This is a genomic window from Aquamicrobium sp. LC103, assembly GCF_001014615.2.
GTDB lineage: Bacteria > Pseudomonadota > Alphaproteobacteria > Rhizobiales > Rhizobiaceae > LBCQ02.
The window spans coordinates 1-25,701 of sequence record NZ_LBCQ02000017.1 but is presented as its reverse complement, the minus strand read 5'-3'; the positions used below and the strand labels follow the sequence as shown (position 1 = coordinate 25,701).

General features: G+C 60.0%; 26 protein-coding genes and 1 pseudogene. 19 read left to right on the top strand and 8 right to left on the bottom strand.

Going from position 1 to position 25,701, the window contains the following annotated elements; all coding sequences use genetic code 11:
- Window positions 1–80 precede the first annotated feature (80 nt).
- Both XW59_RS26830 and XW59_RS26825 read left to right on the top strand, forming a co-directional pair.
- Complete coding sequence (locus XW59_RS26830; RefSeq protein ID WP_246666237.1) at window positions 81–1,457, top strand: amidohydrolase family protein; 1,377 nt, start codon at window positions 81–83, stop codon at window positions 1,455–1,457.
- 13 nt (window positions 1,458–1,470) lie between these two features.
- Window positions 1,471–2,286, top strand: a complete 816-nt coding sequence (locus XW59_RS26825; protein WP_246666236.1) for a hypothetical protein — start codon at window positions 1,471–1,473, stop codon at window positions 2,284–2,286.
- 273 nt (window positions 2,287–2,559) lie between these two features.
- On the opposite strand, the gene XW59_RS26820 is transcribed toward XW59_RS26825, so the two are convergent.
- A complete protein-coding gene (locus XW59_RS26820; protein WP_047144349.1) occupies window positions 2,560–3,051 on the bottom strand; it encodes a hypothetical protein in 492 nt (163 codons plus the stop codon).
- A 61-nt stretch (window positions 3,052–3,112) separates the two neighbouring features.
- Window positions 3,113–3,535 carry an organic hydroperoxide resistance protein gene (locus tag XW59_RS26815; protein ID WP_047144348.1) on the bottom strand — a complete coding sequence of 141 codons (423 nt, stop codon included), beginning with the start codon at window positions 3,533–3,535 and terminating at the stop codon, window positions 3,113–3,115.
- A gap of 124 nt (window positions 3,536–3,659) precedes the next feature.
- On the opposite strand from XW59_RS26815, the gene XW59_RS26810 reads away from it, so the two are divergent.
- The 11 genes from XW59_RS26810 to XW59_RS26760 all read left to right on the top strand — a co-directional run bounded on the left by XW59_RS26810 (window position 3,660) and on the right by XW59_RS26760 (window position 14,966).
- The gene (locus XW59_RS26810) at window positions 3,660–4,106 is read left to right on the top strand and encodes a MarR family transcriptional regulator (protein WP_047144347.1); all 447 of its coding nucleotides are present in this window, start codon (window positions 3,660–3,662) and stop codon (window positions 4,104–4,106) included.
- Window positions 4,107–4,337: 231 nt separating this feature from the next.
- The gene (locus XW59_RS26805) at window positions 4,338–5,477 is read left to right on the top strand and encodes an FAD-dependent oxidoreductase (protein ID WP_047144346.1); all 1,140 of its coding nucleotides are present in this window, start codon (window positions 4,338–4,340) and stop codon (window positions 5,475–5,477) included.
- Window positions 5,467–5,799 carry a (2Fe-2S)-binding protein gene (locus tag XW59_RS26800; protein WP_047144345.1) on the top strand — a complete coding sequence of 111 codons (333 nt, stop codon included), beginning with the start codon at window positions 5,467–5,469 and terminating at the stop codon, window positions 5,797–5,799. Before XW59_RS26805 ends, XW59_RS26800 begins: the two co-directional genes overlap by 11 nt.
- Window positions 5,796–7,160 carry an FAD/NAD(P)-binding oxidoreductase gene (locus XW59_RS26795; protein WP_047144344.1) on the top strand — a complete coding sequence of 455 codons (1,365 nt, stop codon included), beginning with the start codon at window positions 5,796–5,798 and terminating at the stop codon, window positions 7,158–7,160. Before XW59_RS26800 ends, XW59_RS26795 begins: the two co-directional genes overlap by 4 nt.
- Before the next feature lie 30 nt (window positions 7,161–7,190).
- Window positions 7,191–7,571, top strand: a complete 381-nt coding sequence (locus XW59_RS26790; protein WP_047144343.1) for a RidA family protein — start codon at window positions 7,191–7,193, stop codon at window positions 7,569–7,571.
- A gap of 1 nt (window position 7,572) precedes the next feature.
- The gene (locus XW59_RS26785) at window positions 7,573–8,715 is read left to right on the top strand and encodes an ABC transporter ATP-binding protein (protein ID WP_047144342.1); all 1,143 of its coding nucleotides are present in this window, start codon (window positions 7,573–7,575) and stop codon (window positions 8,713–8,715) included.
- On the top strand, window positions 8,712–10,478 hold the full coding sequence (locus XW59_RS26780) for an ABC transporter permease subunit (RefSeq protein ID WP_047144341.1): 1,767 nt from the start codon (window positions 8,712–8,714) through the stop codon (window positions 10,476–10,478). Before XW59_RS26785 ends, XW59_RS26780 begins: the two co-directional genes overlap by 4 nt.
- A 48-nt stretch (window positions 10,479–10,526) precedes the next feature.
- Window positions 10,527–11,600 (top strand): extracellular solute-binding protein, encoded by a 1,074-nt coding sequence (locus XW59_RS26775; protein WP_047144340.1) that lies wholly within the window; start codon window positions 10,527–10,529, stop codon window positions 11,598–11,600.
- 102 nt (window positions 11,601–11,702) lie between these two features.
- A complete protein-coding gene (locus XW59_RS26770; RefSeq protein ID WP_082137465.1) occupies window positions 11,703–12,776 on the top strand; it encodes an ABC transporter substrate-binding protein in 1,074 nt (357 codons plus the stop codon).
- A 55-nt stretch (window positions 12,777–12,831) separates the two neighbouring features.
- Window positions 12,832–14,007, top strand: coding sequence for an MFS transporter (locus XW59_RS26765; RefSeq protein ID WP_136068039.1), 1,176 nt, complete (start codon window positions 12,832–12,834; stop codon window positions 14,005–14,007).
- A 41-nt stretch (window positions 14,008–14,048) separates the two neighbouring features.
- Window positions 14,049–14,966, top strand: coding sequence for a LysR substrate-binding domain-containing protein (locus XW59_RS26760; protein WP_047144338.1), 918 nt, complete (start codon window positions 14,049–14,051; stop codon window positions 14,964–14,966).
- Window positions 14,967–15,010: 44 nt separating this feature from the next.
- On the opposite strand, the gene XW59_RS26755 is transcribed toward XW59_RS26760, so the two are convergent.
- Entirely contained in the window at window positions 15,011–15,493 is a 483-nt protein-coding gene (locus XW59_RS26755) for an Lrp/AsnC family transcriptional regulator (protein WP_047144337.1), read from the bottom strand.
- A gap of 118 nt (window positions 15,494–15,611) precedes the next feature.
- Between XW59_RS26755 and XW59_RS26750 the strand changes: the two genes are divergently transcribed.
- The 5 genes from XW59_RS26750 to XW59_RS26730 all read left to right on the top strand — a co-directional run bounded on the left by XW59_RS26750 (window position 15,612) and on the right by XW59_RS26730 (window position 21,752).
- Window positions 15,612–16,814, top strand: a complete 1,203-nt coding sequence (locus tag XW59_RS26750; RefSeq protein ID WP_047144336.1) for a diaminopropionate ammonia-lyase — start codon at window positions 15,612–15,614, stop codon at window positions 16,812–16,814.
- 41 nt (window positions 16,815–16,855) lie between these two features.
- Window positions 16,856–18,031 carry a Xaa-Pro peptidase family protein gene (locus XW59_RS26745; RefSeq protein ID WP_047144335.1) on the top strand — a complete coding sequence of 392 codons (1,176 nt, stop codon included), beginning with the start codon at window positions 16,856–16,858 and terminating at the stop codon, window positions 18,029–18,031.
- 55 nt (window positions 18,032–18,086) lie between these two features.
- The gene (locus tag XW59_RS26740) at window positions 18,087–18,938 is read left to right on the top strand and encodes an ABC transporter substrate-binding protein (protein ID WP_082137463.1); all 852 of its coding nucleotides are present in this window, start codon (window positions 18,087–18,089) and stop codon (window positions 18,936–18,938) included.
- Between the two features lie 61 nt (window positions 18,939–18,999).
- Entirely contained in the window at window positions 19,000–20,499 is a 1,500-nt protein-coding gene (locus XW59_RS26735) for an amino acid ABC transporter permease/ATP-binding protein (protein WP_047144334.1), read from the top strand.
- 17 nt (window positions 20,500–20,516) lie between these two features.
- Complete coding sequence (locus XW59_RS26730; RefSeq protein WP_047144333.1) at window positions 20,517–21,752, top strand: Zn-dependent hydrolase; 1,236 nt, start codon at window positions 20,517–20,519, stop codon at window positions 21,750–21,752.
- A 61-nt stretch (window positions 21,753–21,813) separates the two neighbouring features.
- Here XW59_RS26730 and XW59_RS29720 read toward each other — a convergent pair.
- The 4 genes and pseudogenes from XW59_RS29720 to XW59_RS26710 all read right to left on the bottom strand — a co-directional run.
- Window positions 21,814–21,938: pseudogene (locus XW59_RS29720) on the bottom strand (nucleotidyltransferase); the annotation flags it as partial.
- 105 nt (window positions 21,939–22,043) lie between these two features.
- A complete protein-coding gene (locus tag XW59_RS26720; protein WP_047144332.1) occupies window positions 22,044–22,463 on the bottom strand; it encodes a type II toxin-antitoxin system VapC family toxin in 420 nt (139 codons plus the stop codon).
- Window positions 22,460–22,714 carry an Arc family DNA-binding protein gene (locus XW59_RS26715; RefSeq protein WP_047144331.1) on the bottom strand — a complete coding sequence of 85 codons (255 nt, stop codon included), beginning with the start codon at window positions 22,712–22,714 and terminating at the stop codon, window positions 22,460–22,462. The genes XW59_RS26720 and XW59_RS26715 overlap by 4 nt, the downstream gene beginning before the upstream one ends.
- A 545-nt stretch (window positions 22,715–23,259) precedes the next feature.
- Window positions 23,260–23,862 (bottom strand): CGNR zinc finger domain-containing protein, encoded by a 603-nt coding sequence (locus XW59_RS26710; protein WP_047144330.1) that lies wholly within the window; start codon window positions 23,860–23,862, stop codon window positions 23,260–23,262.
- A 103-nt stretch (window positions 23,863–23,965) separates the two neighbouring features.
- On the opposite strand from XW59_RS26710, the gene XW59_RS26705 reads away from it, so the two are divergent.
- Window positions 23,966–24,853: an alpha/beta hydrolase gene (locus tag XW59_RS26705; protein ID WP_047144329.1), complete on the top strand. Its 888-nt coding sequence runs from the start codon at window positions 23,966–23,968 to the stop codon at window positions 24,851–24,853.
- A 204-nt stretch (window positions 24,854–25,057) separates the two neighbouring features.
- Here the strand turns inward: XW59_RS26705 and XW59_RS26700 are convergent, their stop codons facing one another.
- A complete protein-coding gene (locus tag XW59_RS26700) occupies window positions 25,058–25,267 on the bottom strand; it encodes a hypothetical protein (protein WP_047144328.1) in 210 nt (69 codons plus the stop codon).
- Between the last annotated feature and the right edge of the window lie 434 nt (window positions 25,268–25,701).

The following is a 25,701-nucleotide window of genomic DNA, read 5'->3' as shown; positions in this document are numbered from 1 at the left end:
TGACGATTCGTTTAGGTCGGAAATACGGGCACCTTACACACGGATTGGGCTGCATATGCCATAGCCCACAAGCTCAGCAATTGTTCACGCGCATTGACAAGGGGCTGTCGCGCCGTTCGGTTCTGAAGGGGTTGACCGCAAGCCTTGCTGCTCCTGCTCTCGGCATCGTCAGCCCTGCATTTGCACAAAGTCCGGCGAAACCAATCCTGCTCACGAATGTGAATATTTTCGACGGGACCAATAGCAGACTCGTCGAAGGCCAGGGCGTACTGGTCGAAGACAGGCTCATCAAGGCTCTGGTCGCTTCCGCAGACACGGTCGCTGATGCGGACATTATCGATTGCGGCGGGCGGACACTGATGCCCGGTATGATCGATGCTCATTGGCATTCGATCCTCGCTGGCATTTCGCAGATGGCGGCAATGACCGCCGATGTTCCTTATGTCCACCTTGTTGCTGCACAGGAGGCCGAGCGGACTGTGCTCCGCGGTTTTACCACAGTGCGGGACGTTGGTGGCCCGTCATTCGCATTGAAGCGTGCAATCGATGAGGGCCGCGTTGCGGGCCCGCGCATCTACCCTTCGGGCGCAATGATCTCGCAGACCTCCGGCCATGGCGACTTCCGCATGCGAACCGATTTGCCGCGCACATCGCAAAGCGATCTCAACGTGACCGAGGAGGCGGGCATCGCGGCGATCGCCGACGGAGAGGCGGAGGTACTTCGCCGGGTGCGCGAACAGCTCATGCTGGGCGCCAGCCAGATCAAGATCATGGGTAGCGGCGGGGTCAGTTCCAGCTACGATCCAATCGACGCACTCCAGTATACGGAGGCGGAGATGAGAGCGGCCGTCTCTGCGGCCACGGACTGGGGCACCTATGTCTGCGTCCACACTTATACGTCTGCTGGTATCCAGCGCGCACTTGCAAGCGGCGTGAAATCGATCGAGCACGGACAGCTTGCCGACGAGGACGCCGTGAAGCGCATGGCGGATGCGGATGCTTGGTGGAGTATTCAGCCGTTCCTGGCCGATGAGGATGCCAACCTTAAGCAGAATCCCGAGCAGCGCGCACAGCAGGAGGAGATTGCAGAAGGCACGGCTCGGGCGGTCGAGCTGGGGCGCAAGTACAATGTCAGGATGGCTCTGGGCACCGACATCCTGTTCAGTCCGAACGGAACGGCGACACAGGGCAGGCAGCTCGTCAAATTCTCCCGGTGGTACGACAACGCGGAGGTACTGCGGCTTCTGACCAGTGGTAACGCCGATCTTATGAGCCTTTCCGGGCCACGCGATCCCTACCCGGCAAAGCTCGGACGCATCGAGGCAGGCGCCTATGCGGACATTCTCGTAATAGATGGCAACCCGCTTGAGGATATCGAACTGATCGCCGACCCGGATCGAACGATGAAGCTCATCTTGAAGGACGGGCGTATCCATAAGAATACGCTTTCGGTTTGAAGGGAGATTTCTGGTGAAAAGCTATCTTGCTGCCGTCGTGATGATCCTCGGTGCTCAGGTGGCATATGCTGCCGACGCCATCCCGGCTCAACCGCTGGAGCCGGCTCCGATTGTGGTCGATCGTCCGAACTGGGCATTGCAGGTCACACCCTATATATGGGCCGCTGGTCTTGATGGAAATATTTCGCCGTTTCGGCGTGCTCCGACGATCGGTGTCGAGAAGTCTTTCTCCGACGTCATGGACGATCTCAACTTCGGCGGTTTCGTCAATGTGTGGGGGCGCTACGACCGCTTCATCTTCTCGGGTGACGCGATGTATGTCGATACGTCAGACAGCCACGCGTTTGGCCCTTTGCCGCCACTGCCAATTCCGATCCCACCGGGCACCATTGTTGATGCCAGCGTCGACACCAAGCAGTTCACGGCGACCCTGCAGGGCGGTTACCGCGTTCTCGACACGCCAGACTTCACGCTCGATGCGTTGGCGGGAGCACGCTTCTGGCATATCTCGAACGATGTGACGGTCAGCGCCTTGGGGACGTCGCGCAGCTATGGCGAGAGCTTCGGGTGGATAGACCCGGTAGTTGGCGCGCGTGCATTTTTCCGCATCACGGAAAAGCTCTCTTTGCAGGTTCAGGCCGATATTGGCGGCTTCGGCGCAGGATCCGATTTCACCTGGTCGGCGCTTGGAACCGTCAATTACATCTTTACCGACCACCTCTCCGTTTCTGCTGGCTACAAGGTACTTGACGTCGACTACGATCACGACGGTCATGTCTTTGATACGCGTCTGAGCGGCCCGGTTCTCGGCCTGACCTATCGCTTCTGATCGGTGAAGTCATAGATAGGGAAGGGGAGGTCTGCCGGATGGCCCGGCTGGATCCCATCGGCGCCGAAGCTAAACGCTTTCGACACGCTCTGCCCGCTTCCGCGCATTCTTCAGCGAGGCGCGTGAGGATGTTCGCTACGATAAGCATGAGGAAGCTCCGACTATGACGCCTCGTCCGCAGCAAGCTTGCCCCGTGCTGTGGCTAGTCGGTGATCGGCTCAATGCGATACCAATGGACCGCCTCGTCGACGTCGCTAATCGCGACGCCGGCCTTCATCGTGCTGTCTGGCCGACCTTGAACTTGAAAAGGTAGATGAACTGCGCGGCAAGACCGAAAACCAGCATTGCCACGAGACTCGCGAGCACCCCCTTCAGAATGGGAGAGTCCGGGTCGGCCGCGATCGGGTGGCCATCGGGAACGCGGCGCAATATTTCGGAGACCGTCGGAACCATCAGCAGGAAAACCGTGATGGTCAGGAGAAAGGTTTCCAGATACCAGCGCACGCGGCCCAAGATCGTGATCCGTCCGACCGTGTAGCCGGCAAAAAGAACCAACAGGGCGGCCGCTCCGATAATCGGGCTTTCAGGTGCGGTAGACACCAGGAAAACCGTGAGCCCGCCGATCACCATGCTGACGAAGTAGATCCGCCCGGCGATCGAGCGCGGTGTTATCCGGCCATGGCGGATAAGCATATAGGTGGCGGCGGGAATGGCGGGCAGGCTGCCCAGCGTGTGCAGCCAGCCGAGTGGCGTTATTCCAAACATTTCGATTCCTTTCCGCAGCCCCAGGGCGACCCGAAGTGTAGGGCATTGGCGAGATCAGAACTCAGACGAGCGTCAGTTCGACATTGAGGTTGTTGCGGGTCGCGTTGGAGTAAGGGCATGTCTGATGCGCGGCCTCGACCAGCCGCTCAGCGTCTTCGCGGGCAAGGCCTGGCAGGCTAATCGCCAGCGCGGCTGTGATGCCGAAGCCCCCCTCGCTGCGAGGCCCGATCCCGACAGTCGCGGTGACCGCGGCATCTTGCGGAACCTTGACCTTTATTTGGGAACCAACCGCTTTGAGCGCCCCGAGGAAGCAAGCCGAATAGCCGGCAGCAAAGAGCTGTTCGGGATTTGCGCCGTCTCCCCCGCTACCACCCAACTCTTTCGGCGTGGACAGCGAAATCTCCCTTCCGCCTTCGATCCGCGACTTGCCATCGCGGCCACCGGTGGACGTTGCTTTGGTGCTGTACAGAACATTGACGGGCATCGGCGGTCTCCTTGGATTGATATCGCGAAAATCATTATCGCGATAATCGTGTGCCTAGCGCGTTGTGAGCGGGCTGTCCAGCTTTTTATTTGCCGCGATAAACAATTGCGTGATATGCAGAGTCATGACCCAAAACATCCCCCTCGAGGACCAACTTTGTTTCTCGCTCTATTCCACGTCCCTGGCGGTCAGCCGGCTCTACAGGCGGCTGCTCGATGGGCTTGGCATCACCTATCCGCAGTATCTCGTGCTGAACGCCCTGTGGGAGAGGGATGGACGGAGTATCAGCGCAATCGCAGCCCGGCTCGACCTTGAGCCGAGCACGATCACCCCTCTGGTCAAGCGATTGGAAGCCGCGTCACTCGTGCGCCGCACTCGCAGCGCCGAGGATGAACGCAGCGTTCGGGTCAACCTGACCGATCAGGGCAAGGCGCTCAGCGAACAGAGCCGCTGTCTCGGCGAGGCGCTATTCGCCAAAGCTGGCATGACGGCACCAGAGATGATCGCCCTCAATCGAGAGATTCGTCGCCTGCGTGCCGCCCTGACGACCGAGGGCGAAGTGACCGCCTGATCAGATAGTCTGCCGAAACGGCGCAACTGATCGACGAAGGCGAGCATGATCATGAACAGTTCTCGGCACCACCATATCCTGGTTGCATGAACCTCATACGTATTTTTATTTGCAACCATTAGAACCCCCTCATAGGCTTTTCTTGCCCGATCATTGGGCAAGTGGTTGATGTTGCCTAAGAAGGGGGCGAGGTCGTGATGCTTGGCGTCATGCAGGGCTTCGTGGAATGATTTGGAACGAGAAAAGCTCATCGTCGTCGGTGGGGGTCTAGTTGGGGCGGCGATCGCGTATGGCGCTGCCCGTGCCAATGTACCGATACTGCTCCTTGACCAAGGCGACGTTGCATTTCGCGCCTCTCGCGGCAATTTCGGTTTGGTATGGCTTCACAGCAAGGGTGGCAATCAGATCCGCTATGCCACCTGGAGCCGCGAAGCGGTGCAGCGTTGGCCGGAGCTCAGCAACGAGCTCCTGGGACTGACGGGCATCGATGTGGGGCTCCGTCAGCCCGGTGGTTTCTGGCTCGGCTTCAGCGAAAAAGATGTCATCGCCCGTCAGAAGCTCTTGGCGCGGATTGATCAGGAAGCCGGCGGCATTCCGTTCCGCATGATGCAGCCCGATGAGCTGCGGCAGCACCTGTCGGGGCTCGGCGCAGATGTTGTCGGCGGCAGCTTCTGCCCCCTCGACGGCCACGCAAATCCGCTGAAGCTTCTCCATGCGCTGCATGCCGGAATCGCCAAGCATGGTGGCCGGATCGTCAGCAGTGTGGATGTCGTCGATGCTCAGTTCAATGACGATGATCGCGCTGACTTCACCGTGACGGCTCGCGATGGTCGTAGTTGGAGTGGCGAACGTCTGGTGCTGGCCGCGGGGCTTGGTAATGCCAGCCTCGCACCGCGCATCGGACTGCACGCTCCCGTGTTTCCTGAAAAAGGCCAAGTCCTGGTAACCGAACGCCTCAAGCCTTTTCTGCGCTATCCGACCAACAAGCTGCGTCAGACGGATGAAGGCAGCATCCAGATTGGCTCTACCAGCGAAGACACGGGACTCGACGATCGCAGTACTCCTGTTGGCATCGAATGGTTGGCGCGGCGTGCCGTACAGACTTTTCCGTTCCTGTCCGATGCGACGCTCGTCCGCGCCTGGGGGGCGCTGCGCGTCATGACCAATGACGGATTTCCCATCTATGAGGCATCCACTGCCTGCCCCGGTGCTTATGTGGTCACCAGCCATAGCGGTGTGACGCTGGCCTCGGTCCACAGCCTGATTATTGGCCCCTGGGTTTCGGGCCTCGCCGCTGTTCCGCAAGGCTTCGAGGTTTTCCGCGGCGGGCGCTTTACCGCGGAAGCGGTGGGGAAAACCTATGCGCACTGAGCCGATTTTCGCAACCATGGCTGGCACCTCGCGACAGACCGTCACCATTCATTTCGAGGGAGCGCCCCTAGTGGTGCCCGCCGGCGTGAGCGTCGCCGCGGCCTTGTTGCTGGCCGGTATCGACTACACGCGGCTCAATCCCGTCTCGCAGGACAAGCGGGCGCCGTTTTGCATGATGGGCGTCTGTTTCGAATGCCTGATGCTGATCGACGGACAGGTGTCGGTGCAAAGCTGTCTGGTTGAGGTGAAGGACGGCATGCAAGTCAGTCGTCAGGATGGGGCAGCGCTGCTGGCGCCGGCAGATGAAGGAGTGCCAGCATGAGCGTCGAAGTCTGGGATTTGGCGATTGTCGGCGCAGGGCCAGCAGGCATGTCGGCAGCTGTGGAGGCGCGGCGGCATGGACTGTCCGTCTGTCTTCTGGACGAGCAGGCGCAACTGGGCGGGCAGATTTACCGCGCCATCGAGCGGCCGCATGCGGAAGCCAACAGAGTTCTCGGTGTCGATTACAGCAAGGGCGCGAAGCTCGCCGCAGCGTTCCGTACCAGTGGCACCGATTACCGCTCGGGCGCGAGCGTCTGGAAAGCCAGTACGGACGGCGCGGTTTTCTATCTACACGAAGGGCGGTCGAAGAGCCTCGAAGCGCGCTTCGTCGTGGTCGCCAGCGGTGCCATGGAACGTCCTTTTCCCGTTGCGGGATGGACCCGGCCTGGCGTGATGGGAGCCGGCGCGGCGCAGATAATGCTCAAGACCAGCCATGCCGTTCCGTCCCAGGACGTGGTGCTGGCCGGCTGCGGACCACTGCTTTACCTGCTGACCGCACAGTATCTGCGCGCCGGCGCTAGGATTGCCGCGCTGGTCGATACCACGACGCGAGATGACTATCTTCGTGCCGCCAAGCATATCGGCGGCGCGCTGCGCGGCTGGCGCGATCTCAAGAAGGGCCTTGGTTTATTGGCCGACATACGTAAGGCCAAAGTGCCGTTTTTCGCTGGCGCTGCCGATCTCGCGGTGGAGGGCGAGGAACGGGCCGAAGCTTTGAGCTTCACTCATCGCGGCAAACGGCGGCGTGTGGTGGCATCGTTGGTCCTGCTGCACCAGGGTGTCGTTCCCAATATCCAGATCAGCCAGTCGATCCGCGCCGAACACCGCTGGAACAGCACTCAGCACTGCTTCGAACCGGTGACCGACCGTTATGGTCGGGTGGCCGATACCCAGGTTTATCTCGTAGGCGACGGCCGCGGCATCGTGGGTGCGGCAGCCTCCGAAGTGCAAGGCGCGCTGGCCGCTCAGGCGGTAGCGTCCGAGATAGGCGTCTTGGCTAACCAGGAACAGGCGGCAGCGCCGCTCTGGTCGAAGCTGAAGGAGCTGACGCAGTCGCGGCCGTTTCTCGACGCGCTCTACGCCCCAAAAGCGGAGAACCGCATACCCCAGGCGGACGACGTCGTGGTGTGCCGCTGCGAGAATGTGTCGGCGGGCAATATTCGTGGATATATCGCGGCCGGTTGCCAGGGTCCCAACCAGACCAAAGCCTTCGGACGCTGCGGCATGGGGCCATGCCAAGGCCGGTTCTGCGGCCTCACCGTCACCCAGCTCATCGCCGAAGGCCGAAAGGTCAGCGAAGACGAGGTGAGCTATTACCGCATCAGGCCGCCCATCAAGCCCATCCGGCTGGGTCAGTTCTAGCCGCACGGTGAAACTTCGGGAGACAGCAAAATGAACATGATCAAGCGCATCGAGACAGACATCCGCCGCAGTAGGGCGGTGGTTTACAACGGTATGGTGTTCGTCGGCGGCATGACGGCAGACGATCGCAGCCAGGATATCGAAGGTCAGACGCGGCAGACGCTAGCCAAGATCGAGGGTTATTTGGCCAAGGCTGGCACCGATAAGGCGCACCTGCTGACCGCGCAGATCTGGATCAAGAACCTGGACCGCGACTTCGAGCGCATGAACCAGGTTTGGAACGCCTGGACCGCCCCCGACGCCGCGCCGACACGGGCCACTGCACAATGCGACCTGGGCGCGCCGGACGTGCTGATCGAGATCATCGTCACCGCCGCTGTGCCGCAGGCCACCAACCCGGAAGCCTCGTAAAATGGCCGTCGATACTTTGCTTGAAACGCCAAGAACCCGAGCCGCCCCACTGCGAGCCACCAAGCTGCGAGTCAACAATCTCAAAAAGCAGTACGGTCAACTGCAGGCGCTGAGACCGACGAGCCTCGAAGTCGGCAATGGCGAATTCCTAACCCTGCTCGGCCCTTCGGGTTCGGGTAAGACCACGCTTCTCATGATGGTCGCCGGGCTCACGGCGCCGACCAGCGGGGAAATCTGGATCGATGGCCGGATTGCCACCGATCTGCCGCCGCAGAAGCGAGATATCGGCGTCGTCTTTCAGAACTACGCGCTCTTTCCGCACCTTTCGGTCTATGAAAACGTGGCTTTCCCGTTGCGGATGCGCCGCTTGGACAATGCGACGATCGATCGCGAAGTAAAGCGCTTACTCGATATCGTTGAACTGTCGAAGATGGCGGATCGCCTGCCGCGCGAGCTTTCCGGTGGGCAGCAGCAGCGTGTGGCCTTGGCCCGTTGCGCCGTTTACGGTCCTTCGATCATCTTGATGGACGAACCCCTCGGCGCCCTCGACAAGAAGCTGCGCGACCAGATGCAGATGGAGATTCGGCATCTCCACAAGCGGCTCGGCGCAACCGTCCTTTACGTCACGCATGACCAAGGCGAAGCCATGACGATGTCCGACCGCATCTGTCTGATGCGCGATGGGGGCATCGAGCAATTGGGCACGCCGGCCGAGCTGTATCACCAGCCCCGCAACCGCTTCGTCGCCGATTTCCTCGGCGGTGCTACCTTTCTCAAGGGCACAATTGCCGGCGAGGACGAAGATTTCGTCATCGTCGAACAGCATGGACAGGCGCCATTCAAGGCCCTTCGCCCCGTGTCGAAATTTACCAAGGGCGAAGCGGTCCAATGCATGATCCGCCCGCAAAACCTCAGTGTCAGCCGCGGACAGTCTGCCGGGCTCAACGTCCTGTCAGCCACCGTCACTGACAGCGTCATGACCGGGACCATGACCGAACATCACGTTCGCCTGGCCGACGCTACCACGGTGGTGGCGGTCGAGTTCACCACCGCCTCCTCCCTGCCGCGCCAGAAGGGCGAATCGGTTCAGCTCACCTGGCGGCCGGCAGACACGATTAGCTTTGTAGGGAGCGACCTCAAATGAGCGCGGTCGATCAGCTGGCCCGACCCGTCAATCCCTTCCGTATCAAGCTGAGCGGCGGCATCTTGTTGCTGCCGATCCTGGCGTTTCTCTTCATCTTTTTCATTTATCCGTTGTTTTCGATGCTGGCGATCAGTGCCTTCGACCGCTCGGGCGCCCTGACCTTCGATTTTTACCGGCAGGCCCTCGGCGGTCGCACCTGGTCGATATTCCTCAATACGCTCAGCATCTCGCTCTGGGTGACGCTGTTCACCGTGCTGCTCTCCTATCCGGTCGCCTATTACCTGGCCACCAGCAAGGGACGCAGCACCAATCTCATTCTCATCATCGTGCTGTTGCCGTTCTGGACCAGTGCGCTCGTCCGCGCCTTCGCCTGGATGCTGCTGCTGGGTCGCAATGGCGTCATCAATTCAACGATGGTGAACCTCGGCATCACCGAAGTGCCAGCCGACCTTCTCTTCAATTTGTTCAGTGTGTTGATCGGCATGGTGCACGCCCTGATGCCGATCGCCGTGCTCTCGATGCTCGCAACGATGCAGAACATAGACCGCAATCTGCATTCGGCTGCGGCGACGCTGGGCGCAGAACCAGGCGACACGTTCTGGCGCGTATTCTTTCCGATTTCGTTTCCCGGGGTGGCTTCGGCCGCGCTTGTCACCTTTATCGTTTCGATGGGCATCTTCGTGCAGCCTTCGCTGCTGGGCTCGCCGCGCGAGACTATGGTCGCCCAACTCATCATCCAGCAGATCGACGAACTCTATAATTGGGGCCTGGCGGCAGCCGTATCGGTCATGGTGCTCGTACTGTCGGTCATTATCATTCTGATCTTCGACAAGCTTCTGGGGATCGCGTCGATCTCAGGTACCCAACAGGCCGGTGGTGCCAGCGGCAAGGCAATGCGCTCGATTACTGCGGCGCTCGGCACAGCCACCGTGGCGGTCAGCCGCGCTATCCGACGCGCTTTGCCGCAGCGCAAGGTCAAGGAAGGTGCTTTTCGCTGGGTTCTGGCGGTCCCGACCCTGTTGATCGTGTTGTTTCTGGCCGCTCCGACCTTCTTCCTCGTGCCGGTCTCATTTACCGGTTCCTCGTTCATGGAGTGGCCGCCGCGCGGCTTCTCCCTGCAATGGTACGAGGCCTATTTCACGAGCCCGGTCTGGCGTGAGGCGACGGTGCGCTCCATCATCGTTGCCCTCGTTACAGCCACGGCGTCGCTTGCTATCGGTGTGCCGGCAGCCTTTGCGCTCACACGCAGCAAGTTCAAGGGTAAGGCGATCGTGCTGCCCTACATCCTGCTGCCCATCGTTGCGCCCAACATCATCGTAGCGCTGTCGCTGTTCTATTATTTCTCCTCCATCGGGCTCGTCGGCACCGATATCGGCCTCGTCATCGGCCACACCGTATTTGCGGTGCCCTATGTCGTGCTGACCATGATCGCGACGCTCTCGATCTATGACCAGCGCCTCGATCAAGCTGCTTGGACGCTGGGAGCAACTCCACTCACCACGTTCCGGCTTATCACCCTGCCGATGATCAAGGTTGGCTTCGTCACCTCGTTCCTCTTTGCCTTCGTTCGCTCGTTCGACGAAGTGACCGTAGCGCTGTTCATCAGCCCGGGCCTCTCGACGACGCTGCCGAAGCGGATGTGGACCGAAGCGCACCACAGCGTGGAGCCGACCTTGGCGGCCGTTTCGACCATTCTTATCATCATGGTCATCCTGGTGATCACGGCGTCCGAATTGCTCAAGCGCAGGGGGCTTGGACGATAGAGACCCGGCAAATCACGTGCCGGGCACCCCAAGGGAGGGAACAAAGTAATGACCATTTTCAAGCCAACACGGCGGAACTTCATCAAGACGATCACCGGCACGACAGCAGCCTTCGCCATGCCGGCAATTTGGACCAGCGCCCGGGGCCAGGAGAACCGGCTGACTGTCGGCGACACCGGTGGCGTGGCAACAGAAGCCTATGCCGAAGCATTCTACCGGCCCTATTTCCAACAGACAGGCATACAGATCATCCCGGTCGAACGCCGCGAAAGTCCAGTGGCGGAGATTCGGGCAATCGTCGAAACCGGCACTTATCGCTACGATTTCTGCGAAGGCATCGGACATGACGTTGCCGCCACGTTGGAAGAAGGCGACTTCCTCGAGGAGCTCGATCTGTCCGGCGAGACGGAAGACATTCCCAACAACATGAAGAGCAGCACCTTTATCGGCTCGAATGTCGGTGCGTTCATCCTTGCCTACCGGACCGACAAGTTTTCTCGACCGCTGAACTTCGCTGATATATGGAATCCGGAACAGTTCCCGGGCCGGCGCGGCTTGCGCCAGAATGCTCGCGACACGTTACAGATCGCCCTCGTTGCAGACGGAGTTGCGCCCGCGGACATTTCCAATGTGCTGGCCAACGAAGAGGGCTGGCAGCGTGCCTTCGCGAAGCTGGATGAAATCAAGCCTCATATCGATGTCTGGTGGACCTCCGCGGCGCAAACGCCAACCTTCCTGCAGACCGCCGAGCTCGACATCTGCCCAACCTTCAATCTACGTGCCCAGTCGGTGATCGACGAAGGCTCGCCGGTCGGTATCACCTGGGATGGCGGGTTCTACATGAACTATGGCTGGTGCATTCCCAAGGGGAGCCCCAAGGCCGACATGGCCCGCGATTTCATCAAGTTCTGTTCGAATGCGAAGGCCCAGGCCATTGCCAGCGAACTGAGATCCAGCGGCCCCTGCAATCCCAAGGCGCTGGAATTCATCGATCCCGTGCGGGCTCGCGATCTGCCGACCCATCCGGACAATATCGCCAACATGGTACTCACTGATTTCCGCTTCTGGGGTCCGCGTCAGGAAGAAGCGACCAACCGCTTCGATGAGTGGCTGATGGCCTGATTCCGATCAGGCCTATTCACGAACTGCCCAAGAGCAGGAGGCTTGGGCGACAGCAGCCTCGTACACCAATTGTCCGGGGCCAATCAAAGAAGGGAACAAGGGATGATTATGCTGAAGTCAACGCGGCGAACATTTGTGAAGACACTGGCAGGCACTGCGGCCGCCATTGCCATGCCTGCAGTCTGGACCGGGGCCAGGGGCCAGGAGAATCGTCTGACCGTCGGCGATACCGGCGGCGTGGCGACCCAAGCCTATACCGAGGGATTCTATAAGCCCTATTTCGAGCAGACCGGTATCGAAGTGATTCCAGTCGAACGGCGCGAGAGCCCGGTTGCCGAGGTGCGCGCTATCGTCGAAACCGGCACCTATCGCTATGATTTCTGCGAAGGTATCGGCCATGACGTCGCCGCTACTTTGGAGGAAGGCGGCTTTCTGGAAGAGCTCGATCTGTCCGGCGAGACGGAAGACATTCCGGACAACATGAAAAGCAGCACCTTCATTGGTTCCAATGTCGTGGCCTTTATCCTCGCCTATCGCACCGAGAAATTTTCCCAACCGCTCACGCATGCCGACGTGTGGAATCCGGAGCAGTTTCCAGGCCGACGCGGACTGCGACAGAACGCACGCGACACGTTGCAGTTCGCGTTGGTTGCCGATGGCGTGGCGCCTGCGGAAGTGTCGAACGTTTTGGCTGATGAAGCGGGCTGGGGACGCGCCTTCGCCAAGCTCGATGAGATAAAGTCTCACATCGATGTCTGGTGGACCTCGGCGGCACAGACCCCGACTTTCCTGCAGACCGGCGAACTCGATATCTGCCCGACCTTCAATTCGCGTGCGCAGTCGGTTATCGATTCCGGTTCTCCCGTCGGTATCACCTGGGATGGCGGCTTCTTCATGAACTATGGCTGGTGCATTCCCAAGGGCAGTCCCAAAGCCGACATGGCCCGCGATTTCATCAAGTATTGTTCGAGTCCGCAGGGTCAGGCCATTGCCTGTGAACGCATGGCCAGCGGCCCGTGCAATCCTAAGGCCCTCGACTTCATCGAGCCGGAGCGCGCCCGCATTCTGCCGACCCACCCGGACAATATCGCCAATATGGCACTAACCGATTTCCGCTTCTGGGGTCCGCGCCAGGAAGAAGCGACCAATCGCTTCAACGAGTGGCTGATGGCCTGATCTAGAGGGGGCGGCCACACGCCGCCCCTTTCCGTCTTCGCGATGTGAGCGCACCGTGACAACCATCTCAACGCCTCGCGCCATCGCCTATTCGACAGCGATGATCTTTCTGTCGACTTTAGGGACCGGCTATTTTCTGGGCCTTTTCGGGCCTGCGATCACCGCCGAATTCGACACTGACCAGACGACCATCGGGATGATCTTCGCCATCTCCACGCTCGCGGCAGTGGTGCCGATGTTCTATCTTGGGGGACTGGTTGATCGCATCAGCCTGCGCGCTTATACCGTCATTCTTTTCTCCATCTTCTCACTTGCCAGCGCCACCATCGCAGCCGCACCAGGGCTGATTGTCTTCGCGGTCGGCGTGCTGTTCGTCCGGCTCCTGGGCGATTGGCTCTTCACCCATGCAGCGCTCACCGCTTCGGTGCGCCTTTTGGGCAGCCGGCGGAAGCGACTCGCCGGACTACCGGCGATCGGCTATGCCCTCGGACCATCGCTGCTGCCGGGCTTGGCCGTGCTGCTCCTGGCGCAGTTGGGTTGGCGGCAGATTTGGCTGCTGATCGCCCTTTCCGTTGCGCTCGTGGTGATCCCCCTATTCTTGTGGCTGCTAGCCCCTGAGCAAAGAGTGCACGCAAATGTGGATGGGGCGCGCGAACCTGCTAAGCGCTTGGTGATCGACCGCCGAGTCCTGCCTTTCCTGCCGGTGCTCATGTGTGTGCCACTGATCTTTTCAGGCGTCTTGTTTCATCAGGCAGTATGGCTAGGAGAGCGCGGTAACGGGGCCGCGTGGATCGGTTGGGGTATGGGCCTTTACGCAGTCGCCCAAACCTCGGCCATGCTGATGTCCGGCTTTTTGGTTGAGCGCTGGACGTCGGTACGCGTCGTGGGATTTCACGCAGTGCCTGCTGCCATCGGCATGACAATTGCTGCCCTAGGCCCTGTAGAAATCAATATCCTCGCCTACTTTCTAGGTGGGGGCTTTTCCACAGGACTCTATTTCGCCTGTACTCCGCACCTGTTGGCCGATCTTTACGGCAATGAGCGGCTGGGCGCCGCGCGTTCTGCCGTACAATGCGTGACGCTTGTTTGTTCCGCAGCCTCGACGGTTGCGATAGGTCTGTGGGTCGACCTTGGACAGGGCATCGAGCCGATCTTTATTGGCGGGGTTGCGATTGTGGTGGCGACGTCGGCTATCGCCTTGGGTGCATTCTCTTGGTACCGTCCCGGATGAGGGGCGTATCCGGGGCGAAAAGGCATCCACCAGCACAGGCGATGATCAGGCTCAGCCATTTCGAAGCGTTTAATGCCGTGATGCGAAGCGGGTCGATGACGGCGGCCGCGACTCTCCTCCATACCTCGCAGCCCAACATCAGCCGGGCCATATCGCGGCTCGAGAGCGAGACCGGCCTAAAGCTGTTTGACCGTCTGCCGGGCAAGCTGCAGCCGACTTCGGATGGCCTGGCTCTGTTCGAAGAAGTACGACGCAGTTTCGTCGGCTTGCGGCAATTGACAGAAGCAGCGCATCGTATCCACCGCTCCGGCAGCGGCATCCTGAGGCTGGGCTCGGTGCAGTCGCATTCCCTGGCAGTAATCCCCCGGGCGGTGAAGCTTTTTTCCGATACCTTCCCGGAAGTGACGATCTCTATTCACGCGGCGCACTCGGATGTGCTCTCGCGATGGGTGCAGGAACATATCTGCGATTTCGCGTTGGTATCGACAACGCCGCCTGGCGACGCCGTCGAGCGCGAAGAGCTTTATAATATCGATGCGGTCTGCATCTTGCCACCAAATCATCCCCTCGTGCGCAAAGCCGTAATCACGCCCGCCGACCTTCAAGGCCAGCCACTGATCACCGTGCCGCGTGGTGAGCAGATCCGGGAAATGTTCGACAAAGTCCTGCAAGACGCGGGTGTCGATGTCAACGATGTGGTGCAAACGCCCTATAGCTCGATCGCCTGTGCGCTGGTGGCGCAAGGCATCGGTCTGGCAGTGGTGAATCCGTTCGTCGCCATGCCCTATCTGCAGGGTGACGTGGTTGCCCGCCCATTCCTGCCCGCGCCCACGCACAGCGCTATCCTGATCTACCCCAAGGGTAAACCGAAAGGCCGACCGGTCAAAAATTTCGTCGCCATTCTCAGGCAGTTGATCCGGGAAGATCACATGACCATTAAGGGGCGGGTTCAGGTCTAGACCTGAGCCTGTCGGGTGGAAGCTGCTTGAGTCGCCGAAGTCGATCATGGCAATAGTGGCACCGGTCCGTTCGCCTTAACTTTTTGCATTGCCACGCAGGTCCTGAAGCTCTTTACGTTCCCGCCCTCGAAAAAGAGCTCCCGTGTCAGGGCGGTGTATTCCTCCATGTTCTTCACGTTCATGATGAGGATGAAATCGGTCTCGCCCGTCACGTAGTAGCATTGCTGGACCTGAGGACAGCCTGAAAAGCGCCGCTTCATTTCATCAAGAAGGTCGAGACGTTCGTTTTCGGTGGTCACCTCGGCCACGATCGTCAACGGCCTGCCGACGGCGCTTTCATCGATGATCGCGATGTCCTTTTGGATGATGCGGCTGCTTCTAAGCCGCTGAAGCCGTCGGGCCACGGCAGGCGCTGAAAGGCCGACGAGCTCGGAAATTTCCCGCTGCGGCATCAGATTGTCCGTTTGTACGAGCCGCAGAATCTTCAGATCGAGGTCATCCAGGTTTTCGAGAGGGGAATGACTCATCGAGAAATTACTCCGTGCTTGGCAAGCTCGCTGCAATTTATTTGCAAGCGAATGGGCAAATGAGAGCACAAATCTTGCACCAAGGGCAATAATCTCTCGTCAAGAGTGAGAGACGGATATGACCCTGCTACGAAACACATCTTCCGACTTTGGTTCCCCGCTTTCCGGAAGGGAACGCGAATATCTCGGCACAAGGGCCCCGGCAGGCGTTGCGCCGTTTCTCGCATTGTGGGGAGAAGTCGAGAAGACGCCTCTGATCCCGTTACCTGAAGTCGCGGCTCGGCTTGGACTCGGGACCGTCGCCCTGAAGAACGAAGCGTTTCGCCTCGGCCAGGGAAGCTTCAAGGCGCTTGGCGGCGCCTATGCAGTGATGGTTTTGTTCAAGCGCTTGCTCGAGAAGCACCTAGGCCGGGAAGTCCGTGTCACGCAGCTTCTGTCGCCGACGGCGCGGGAGTTCGCCAGCACTGTCACGGTATGCTGCGCAACCGACGGCAATCATGGAAAGTCCGTCGCGGCCGGAGCGAGATTGCTGGGCTGCAGGTCGGTCATTTTCATTCATGCGGGGGTCACCCAGGCCCGCGCCAAGGGGCTCGGCGCGGACGAGGTCGTGCGGGTCGACGGCAATTATGACCTTTCAGTCAGCGAAGCAGAGCGGGTGAGCGCCGAGCGTGGATGGCTGCTCGTGTCCGACACTTCATGGGAGGGCTACGAGGAAATCCCGGCCATCGTCGGACAGGGCTATACGATCCTGGCCCAGGAAGCCCTGGAGCAACTGCATGACCGGCAGTTTCCGCTGCCTACGCACGTGTTCCTCCAGGCAGGCGTCGGCGGCTTCGCCGCGAGCATAGCAGGTTATCTCAGGGAGCGGCTGGGACGCGAGGTTACCGTCGTGGTTGTCGAGCCTGACCGCGCGGCGTGCCTCCATGAAAGCGCCCGCGCGGGCGAACTCACGAGTGTCCCGTCGATCGAGCCGACGATCATGGCGATGCTGGAATGCTTCACGCCGTCCTTGATCGCCTGGCGAACACTGAAGAAGGTTGCCGACGGGTTCATGACGATCCGCGAGGGCGACGCTGAAAATGCGATGCGCCTGCTCGCGAACCGGAACGTCGTGGCCGGCGAAAGCGGCGCTGCTGGCCTCGCCGGCCTCCTTGTAGCCGGAGCGGACACTACGATGAAAGCCGCTCTCGGCTTGGGGCCGACGAGCCATGTGCTGTTGATCAACACCGAAACGGCGACGGATCCGGCTTCCTTCAAAGCAATCGTCGGCATGGATCCCGCTCTGATCGAGCGTCCGGACGAGGTTGCGAGCTCGGCGTGAATGCCGCGTGGCCGCAAGCCAACCAACATGGAGATCGAAAGTTGAGCACACATATTGTCGTCCCCAAGCGCGGCTTCAGCCCGGGGGAATTCGAGAGCCGCGTGGATCGGGCGCAGGAGATCATGCGCAAGGCCGAACTCGACGCCGTCTTCGTCACCTCTCCCCCGAATGTCCGCTATTTCACTGGTTTCGATTCCCAGTTCTGGGAAAGCCCGACGCGGCCGTGGTTCGTGGTCGTTCCGCTCGAAGGAGAGCCGATCGCCGTAATCCCGGAAATCGGCGCGCCGGAGATGGCGCTTACCTGGGTGGACGACATCCGCACCTGGCCGGCGCCGGTGCCGGAAGACGACGGCATCTCGCTGTTGAAGGGGACGCTGGAGCACCTTCCGCGCCGCTTTGGCCGGGTTGGTGCCGAGCTAGGGCGCGAAATGGCCCTGCGCATGCCCGTCAACGATCTTCTCAAGCTGCGAGAAAATCTTGGCTCGGAAATCGTCGACGGCTCGCCCGCCATCTGGGAAATGCGGATGGTCAAGACACCTGCCGAGATCGAGCACATCGCCTATATCTGCCGGATCGCCAGCGATGCGTACGAGGCGCTTCCGAGCCAAATATCGATCGGCGAAAACGAGCGGGAAGCGGTCCGCAAGCTGCGCATCGACATCGCTCGCCGCGGCGCGGACGCTACCCCCTTCATGCCCGCGATCTCCGGCCCAGGCGGAGTTCCTCAGATCGTCTGCGGCCCGCATGACCGCACCTTGGAAGACGGGGACATACTCTTCATCGACACTGGATCGACCTTCGACGGCTATTTCTGCGACTTCGACCGGAACTACGCGATCGGCCGGATTTCGAGCGAGGCGGCCCGCGTTCACGAGGCGCTTTGGCTCGCGACCGAGGCCGGAATCGCGGCAGCCGTTCCGGGCGCGACCACCGACGACATCTGGCGGGCCATGTCGAAGATCATCGAGGATGCGGGGGCGATCGGCAACAATGTCGGCCGTCTGGGACACGGGCTGGGGCTGCAATTGACGGAGCCGCCATCGCATCGTCCGGGCGATGGGACCCGGATCGTCGAAAACATGGTCCTGACCATCGAACCCGGCATGGAATACGCCCCGGGCAAGATGATCGTCCACGAGGAAAACATCACGGTGACGAAGGACGGGCCCCGTCTCCTCACCACGCGGGCGCCGCGGGAGATGCCGATCATCCGCTGACAGGCTTCATCAACAGGGGCCGCTTCCAAGACGGCCCACAAAAAGGGGAACTGACATGAAAACAACTGCTTTCCGCACTCACACGACAGCCAGGAGCCTCCTGGCAATTCTGGCAATCGCTGCCGCGACATTGACGGCCGGCCAAGGCATGGCAACCGAGATCCAGACGATCGAACCGGGAACCATCCAGATCGGCTCCGATCAGGTCTATCCGCCATATGACTATGTCGAAAACGGCGTGACCAAGGGCCTGGACGCCGACGTCATGGCGCTCATCGCCCCCAAGCTGGGATTGGAGGCGCGTTTCACGGACACACGTTTCGCCAACCTGATTTCCGGGCTTCAGGCGAACCGTTACGATTTGATCGCCTCGGCTCTCTACGTCACCCCGACACGCGCAAGGGTCGTCGACTACGTTCCCTACGCAAAGACCGGCGGCTCGCTGATGGTGCGAAGCGACAACACGTTCGCGCCCAAGAAGCCGGAAGACCTTTGCGGCAAACGGGTCGGCAACCTGAAGGGGGCGGCATGGGTTCCGGAGCTGCAGAAGGCATCCGAGGCAAGTTGTGGCTCCAGCCCGATGACCATCCAGGAGTACGCGACCTCGGCGGAAGCGGCACAGGCGCTTCTGTCACGCGGGGTTGACGTCGTCTTCGACGATGCCGGCGTCTCCCAAGCGGCGGTCACTGCATCGGGGGAGCGGCTGAAGGTCACCTCCGAGGAGATCCTTTTTCCGGTCGTGATCGGGCTCGCAGTCAAGAAGGGAAACGATCAGCTTCGCAACGCCCTGCAAGCCGAGCTCGACGCACTGATCGCCTCGGGCGCTTATGGTGAGCTTCTCAAGAAGTACAACCTCGAGATGCCGACCGAAGCGGAAATTCAGAAGTCCCTGACGGAAACGAACTGATTTCGACTCATGCGGACGGTCTTCGGATCGTCCGCAGATTCACGCACCGGGAACGTCATACATGACCTTCGACTGGCAATACACGCTGAGCCTGTTCTGGAGCCGCGACTTCTGGCAAGCCACCCTCACCGTGATCGAACTGAGCATCGCAAGCTGGGTGATCAGCGTCGTCATGGGCTTCGGCGTGGCGCTGGCGAGACAATCGCCAATCTGGATCCTTCGGCGCTCCGCGGCCACCTACATATGGTTCTTCAGAAGCCTTCCGCTGCTTGTCCTGCTGATCTTCGTTTACAATCTTCCGCAGGCGATCCCTTCCGCCGGTGCGTTGCTTTCCCAACCGTTCATCGCGGGCCTCATCGCGCTCGTCCTCAGCGAGACGGCCTACATAGCGGAGATCCACCGCGGAGCGCTGCTGGCGATCGGCCGGGGGCAGTACGAGGCCGGGCAAGTTCTGGGATTGTCGAAGTTCGGCCTCCAGAGACTGATCGTCATTCCGCAGGCTCTGCGCATCGCTCTTCCCGCACTTGGCAACGAATATGTCTCCATCGTCAAGCTGACCTCGCTGGTGTCGGTCATCTCGCTCGCGGAAATCCTCCTCGTCGGCCAGCGCTACTACACCCAGAACTTCAAGGTCATGGAGACCATGCTGGCCGTCGCGTTCTACTACGTCCTCGTGGTGACGGTCTTCGACACATTATTGAAGCGTCTCGAAAGCCATCTGGACTTCTCGCGCAGGAAGGCGGCGCTGTCGGACGCAGATCAGCCCGGAATTATCAGCCTGAAGGACCGCCGCGACCGGATAAAGGCTCCGGACGCCGAGATCAGGCTTGAAAAGGGAAGCAAGCAATTCGGAAGCGTCGATGTCTTCCGCGATCTGGACCTGGTCGTCGCGCCGGGCGAAGTCGTTTCGATTATCGGACCATCGGGCTCCGGCAAGACGACGCTTATCCGCTGCCTCAACGGCCTGGAAATGCTCGACAGCGGCATCGTCTACTGCAAGGGCTCGCCCGTGCTCGTCGGCACGCAGGATGTCGGCTTTAGGCGCATCAAGACAGACAGGCGCCAACTGCTCGACATCGGCATGGTTTTCCAGAGCTTCAATCTTTTTCCCCACAAGACGGTACTGGAGAACGTGATGCTAGGCCCAGCCTATCACAATCTGGCGTCGGGTGCGGACATGGAGGCAGCCGCCCGGGGGCTTCTAGGCCAGGTGGGAATGCTCGCCCACGAGAACAAGTATCCGCACCAGCTCTCCGGCGGCCAGCAGCAGCGAGTCGCGATCGCGCGCGCCCTGGCGATGGAGCCTTCCATCCTTCTGTTCGACGAACCGACGTCCGCCCTTGATCCCGAAACCGTCGGCGAGGTGCTCAGGATCATCGCGAGCCTGGCTGAATCCGGCCGCACCATGATCATCGTTACGCACGAAATGAAGTTCGCCATGGAGGTCTCGGACAGGATCATCTTCATGGAAAAGGGCAGGGTCCAGTTCGATGGAAGCCCGGCGGCGCTGCAAGATCGCTTGCAGCATGGCGACCGCCTGGCCGAGTTCATGCGGCTCTGACTACGGGGAAACGCTATATGTCGAAGATTTCGATCAACGCAGACCGTCTGCTCGGCCGCCTCAGAGAACTGGGAGAGATAGGCCGCGATCCCTCTGGCCACCTCACCAGGCTTGCCGCCAGCGATGCGGACAAGCTCGGACGCGACACCTTCATAAGGTGGGTACAGACGGCCGGGCTGGATGTCAGGGTCGACCGGCTAGGCAACATTTTCGGCATATGGGGGGAGCTGTCGCCCGATCGTCCTGGTCCCCTGCTCGTCGGTTCCCACATCGACACGGTGATCGATGCAGGGAAGCTCGACGGATGCTACGGAGTTCTCGCGGGACTGGAAGTGATCCAGACCCTGATGGAGAGCGGGAAGGTTCCGGATTTTCCGATCGCGGTCGCTGCTTTCACCAATGAAGAAGGCGTCCGCTTCGCACCGGACATGATGGGGTCCGCGGTCTTTGCGGGAGCGCTTTCGGCCGATGCAGCGCTAGGCGCTTTCGACACCAATGGCTCAACGCTCGGCGAAGAACTTGAGCGCATCGGCTACGCGGGTGCCGAGCCCGTAGGGTTCTTCCGGCCTCGTGCATACCTGGAACTTCACATCGAGCAGGGACCGGTTCTGGAGAGGGAAGGCGTCGACATCGGGGTCGTCGAGGGGGTGCAAGGCATCTCGTGGCAGAGGATCACTGTCGAGGGACAAGCCAATCATGCCGGCACGACGCCGATGTCGATGCGTCGTGATGCCGGTGTCGCCGCGGCGCGGATCACCACGTTTCTGGATGAGTTGGCAAATGCCGGGGCCGGGGCCCTCGTTGCCACCGTCGGCTGCATCAACTTCTCCCCCAATGCCGTCAACGTTGTTCCGGGAAAGGTGTCTCTCACGGTAGATATGCGCAGCCCCGATCTGACAATCCTCAAATCCGCGGAGACACGGCTCGCCGGCTACCTTGATCGCCTCTCAGGTCAGACCGGTTGCGCGATCTCGTCCGAGCGGCTTGCGATGACGGATCCGGTACTGTTCGACAAGGATCTTGTTCGCACGATCGAGAGAGTGGCAGCGGCACGAGGACTTTCCTCGCGCCGAATGACCTCCGGCGCCGGACACGATGCACAGTTGCTTGCGGACATCGCACCGACTGCGATGATATTCGTGCCGAGCGTCGGCGGGATCAGTCACAGCCCGAAGGAGCATACTCCCGATGACCATCTCGTTCATGGAGCGAACGTCCTTCTAGAGACCGTGCAATCCCTGTCGTTGGCTTAGGGTTGCGTTCCTGGCGTTTGCGCTAGCGGCATCCTGATGGTTTTTTTTACATCAAGTCCCGCAGCACTTCCTCGTTGATCTGGCGGTGCTCGGAATAGCGTGCCTTCACATAGGCCTCGTTGAGCGTGTTGACCAGGCGCGATAGCGCTGCTGGTCACGTGGCGAGGCTTCCGCGAGCCGGCCATCGCACCGCTTCCTGCCAATGGCGGGTCTGCCGCTTCGCGGTTCTCGACAGTCAGCAGAAAATCGCGCCACGTTGAGTGTGTAACGTTGGTTTTTCGGCTCTTATTTCTATGCCTTCCACGGGTTGATGACATCGAGCCCGGCAGCTCGGAACGGGCTTTCATCGCGCGTGGCAACGGAAAACCCGTTGGCAAGGGCGACGGCTGCAATGCAGGCGTCAGCCGTCTCGATCCCGCTACCCGCCGTGCGAACGTTCGCCAGCAGTTCCGCATAGGCATGCGTGCAAGCCATATCGAACGAAAGCACGCGGCCAGCGAACATTGGCAGCACCCGCTTTTCAATGCGCTCATGCAGTGTCATTTGACGCTTGCCATTCGGCATCAGCGCGACGCCGGCGCGCAGCTCCGCCACGGTCATTGCCGACAGGTACAGCGTTTCGAGCGGCTGCGTGTCGATCCAGTCGCTTACACGGGCATCCGGCGATGAACGCAGCGGCTCCGAAATTACGTTCGTGTCCAAGAGGATCATTCAAAATCCACTGCGCGCGCCGGCGTCTTATCATGCAGGTTGTCGAAAAGGGCGTGTTCCTCGCCGGTCAGTTGGATTTCGCGCCCAATCTCGGTCAGCAGCGAACCCAGCTTGACCCTGCCTTGCGGCTTCACGGCGGATTCCAGAATCGCGCGCATCTCGGCTTCTATGCTGCGGCCGTGTTGTGCGGCCCGCACGCGGATAGCGCGGTGAACCTCATCGGGTACGTTCCGGACAGTAACGGAAGGCATCTTTCAATTCCCCGTAATGATGGAGTTTCTTGCAATATAGCAATTTGCAATCATTGAGCAAGACGGCCTTCCATCGCAAAAATGAGAGCGTGTCGCGGAAATCCTGGGCTCGACTCGCGACCGTCGTCACGGTGTGCAGGCGAACGACCTCGCTCAGCGCCGCCAGGCGCGAACTTTTGCGGTGTCACGGACAAGAAGAGCAGCAACGACGCTGACAGGCTGCGGAAATATCTAACGCGCTTTTGTCCTACGGTATCATCGTTGATTCACAGATCGCCAACGACACGTCGCACCTTCATCTTGCGGTAGCGTTGCTGATGAAGGCGCGAGGCTTGATCTCTGCGCTGAATGTCAGCTTTGCCCAATCAGGGGCCGGAGTTGTCCGTCTGCTTCCAGCTTCCATCATGCTAAAAGATTAGTCGCTGCACGCACGACAGCTTTCGGGAAACCGCGCTAGATCTTCGGGCGTCCGAAACTCTTCATTATTCAAGACATCGAGCTAAGTGACCTGGTGCCCAAAAGCGGCCGCTGACATCAATATGGATTTATATAAGGTCAGCCCTTAGCCGATGCCGCGATGCTTTCTCGCGATTGCCGCAGGTCTGCATACTACACCAGCGCCGCCTTCCACCTCGCGATGTATCCACGAAAAGCCAACCGCATCGCGGGCACGCGTGCAATCTCTGGCGCGGCAGAACAATGGATGCTTCGACCGAGATAACCGCCAGGAAAGCGACGATCGCTTTGGGATCATCGAAGTGCGCAATTTCCGATGCCGTATAGGTTTCACGCGGCTTGAGCCGATGCGTCGAAAATCCTTCGGCGGCACGCTCGAACAAAAAGCCCAACGCATCCGGTGCCGGCGGCTTTTCCGCGGCAAGCGCATCAAAAACCGAGAAGGATGCCTCTCTCAGTTTCCGAACACTCTCCACAAAAGCCGGGACTAAAATACCGGAAATCGCATTTGCCTGAGCCTTCGTGGCAAGTCCCGCGAACTGGAACCAATTTCCGACATCCCGTGGCGAGTTCAACAAGTCGTTGTCGTCGTCAGGCAGGTACCGGGTGAAGACGGTGTTGGTGAGGTCAATCGCTGGATGACCACCTATGAAGTGTTCGGGCGTCCAGACGGTGTCCGATTTTTTTGACATGGAACCTAACCGTATAAAATGGATTATGCAGTTACATTATGATAACCGTTATATCCACTTTATACGGTTTTCTCATTTGACATAGCAGCACGGGAAAGGGACCATGCGCACGATCAACGCAACCAGGCATCACGCGACCAAAATCGATGGCGTCAACCTGTTTTATAGAGAAGCAGGCAATCGTGGCGCGCCGGGGCTGCTGCTTCTGCACGGCCAGCCTTGCTCGTCGTTCTATTTCCGTCATGTCATCGGTCCGCTGTCCGAAGTCGCGCATGTTGTCGCGCCTGACCTGCCGGGCTTCGGCTTTACGGAAGCGCCCGAGGACTACTCCTACACCTTCGACGCCATGGCCGAAACCATCGACGCGTTGCTACGCGAGGTCGGCATGGATCGGTTCTTCCTTTACGTTCACGATTTCGGTTCGCCTGTCGCCTACTCCCTGGCGATGAAATATCCTGAACGTGTGCTCGGGCTGATTATTCAGAACGGCAATGCCCATGAAGAGGGCCTTGGAGAGCCATGGAATCTCGTAAAGTCCTATTGGGCCGATCCTACACCGGAAAACCTCGCGAAGATTCCCGAATGGCTGAATTTCGAGGGCGTGAAGCACACCTATGTCGGTGACATCCCGGAACGTCTGGTGCCGCTTGTCGCGCCGGATGGTTGGCATCTCGACTGGGAGCGCATGAGCCAGCCGGGACGCATTGACATCCAACTCCGCATCTTTTCCGACTACAGCTCCCATGTGGCCCGCTTTCCGGCATGTGAAGCCTACCATCGCGACCATCAGCCCCCTGCACTGCTTCTTTGGGGCCGTCACGACCCGTATTATGAAATCGCAGAAGCCAATGCATATGCCAGGGATCTCGACCGGATCGACATGCACTTCTATGACGGCACTCATCTGCTTCTGGAGACGCATCACGAGGAATGCGCGCGCATGATGCGCAATTTCATTGTCGATGTGCAGCGCGATAACGAAGTGTCCTAGCGGCACCCGACCCCGAGATCGGCATTGTTTTCGAGGTCGCCCCGATCGTCGGGGTGCGCCTCTTCGACCATGACCAGCGCACCCTTCAGATGTATAGTTCCCATCTCGATGAAAAACTGACCTTCTGCTCAAGAGTATCCGCCGATGCTGATCGACCCGGGTAGATTTATTGTTAGATGGTGTTTCCGCAGCTGAAGCAGCAATCTAGCTTGCCCTGTTGTGCCTCGTAAGTGCGCCGATCAGCGCGTCCTGGTCTCGAACACCGGCCGCGAAAAGCTCGACAAGCACCTTCGCCCTGTCATAGCGCTCCTGCCAAGCTTCTCCCTCGCGGGCGCCCTGATTGAACAGTCCCTCGATGATCGCGGCATCCATGGGATCGATATTGTATTCTTGGAGCAGGCATTTGAGCGGCATCACTTACAGCCGACAGCGCCCGTGAAAGTGGCTGTCGATACCTGATTAGGTGGCGCGCGGCGGCATTTCGTCAAGCAATCCACGGTAGAGCGAAAGGAAAAGAGCCTGCTAATGGCTAAGGTGACAACGTAGTCGCTTAGGCGCATTATCATGCTGCTGATACCAAGCCGCATCGGCATGAAGCCGTCATCTGCCTTTACCCGAGACGATTGGCGGGCCTCGCTTTTGCCATCCTGATGGCCCAAAGGGGGTACGTCAAGGTGAAGTGACAACTGTGCGACTATGGTTGACGATGGCAACGCCAGCTACCTTGTAATTGGCGGGGCTCGCTGCCAAGCTATCGCTACGGGGCCCGGTAGCGAGCCTCTCAATAGCCAATGACATCCCCTCGCATCTCTGGCGGTCTTTGTTTGCCGGCACGGCCCTGTCCCGGC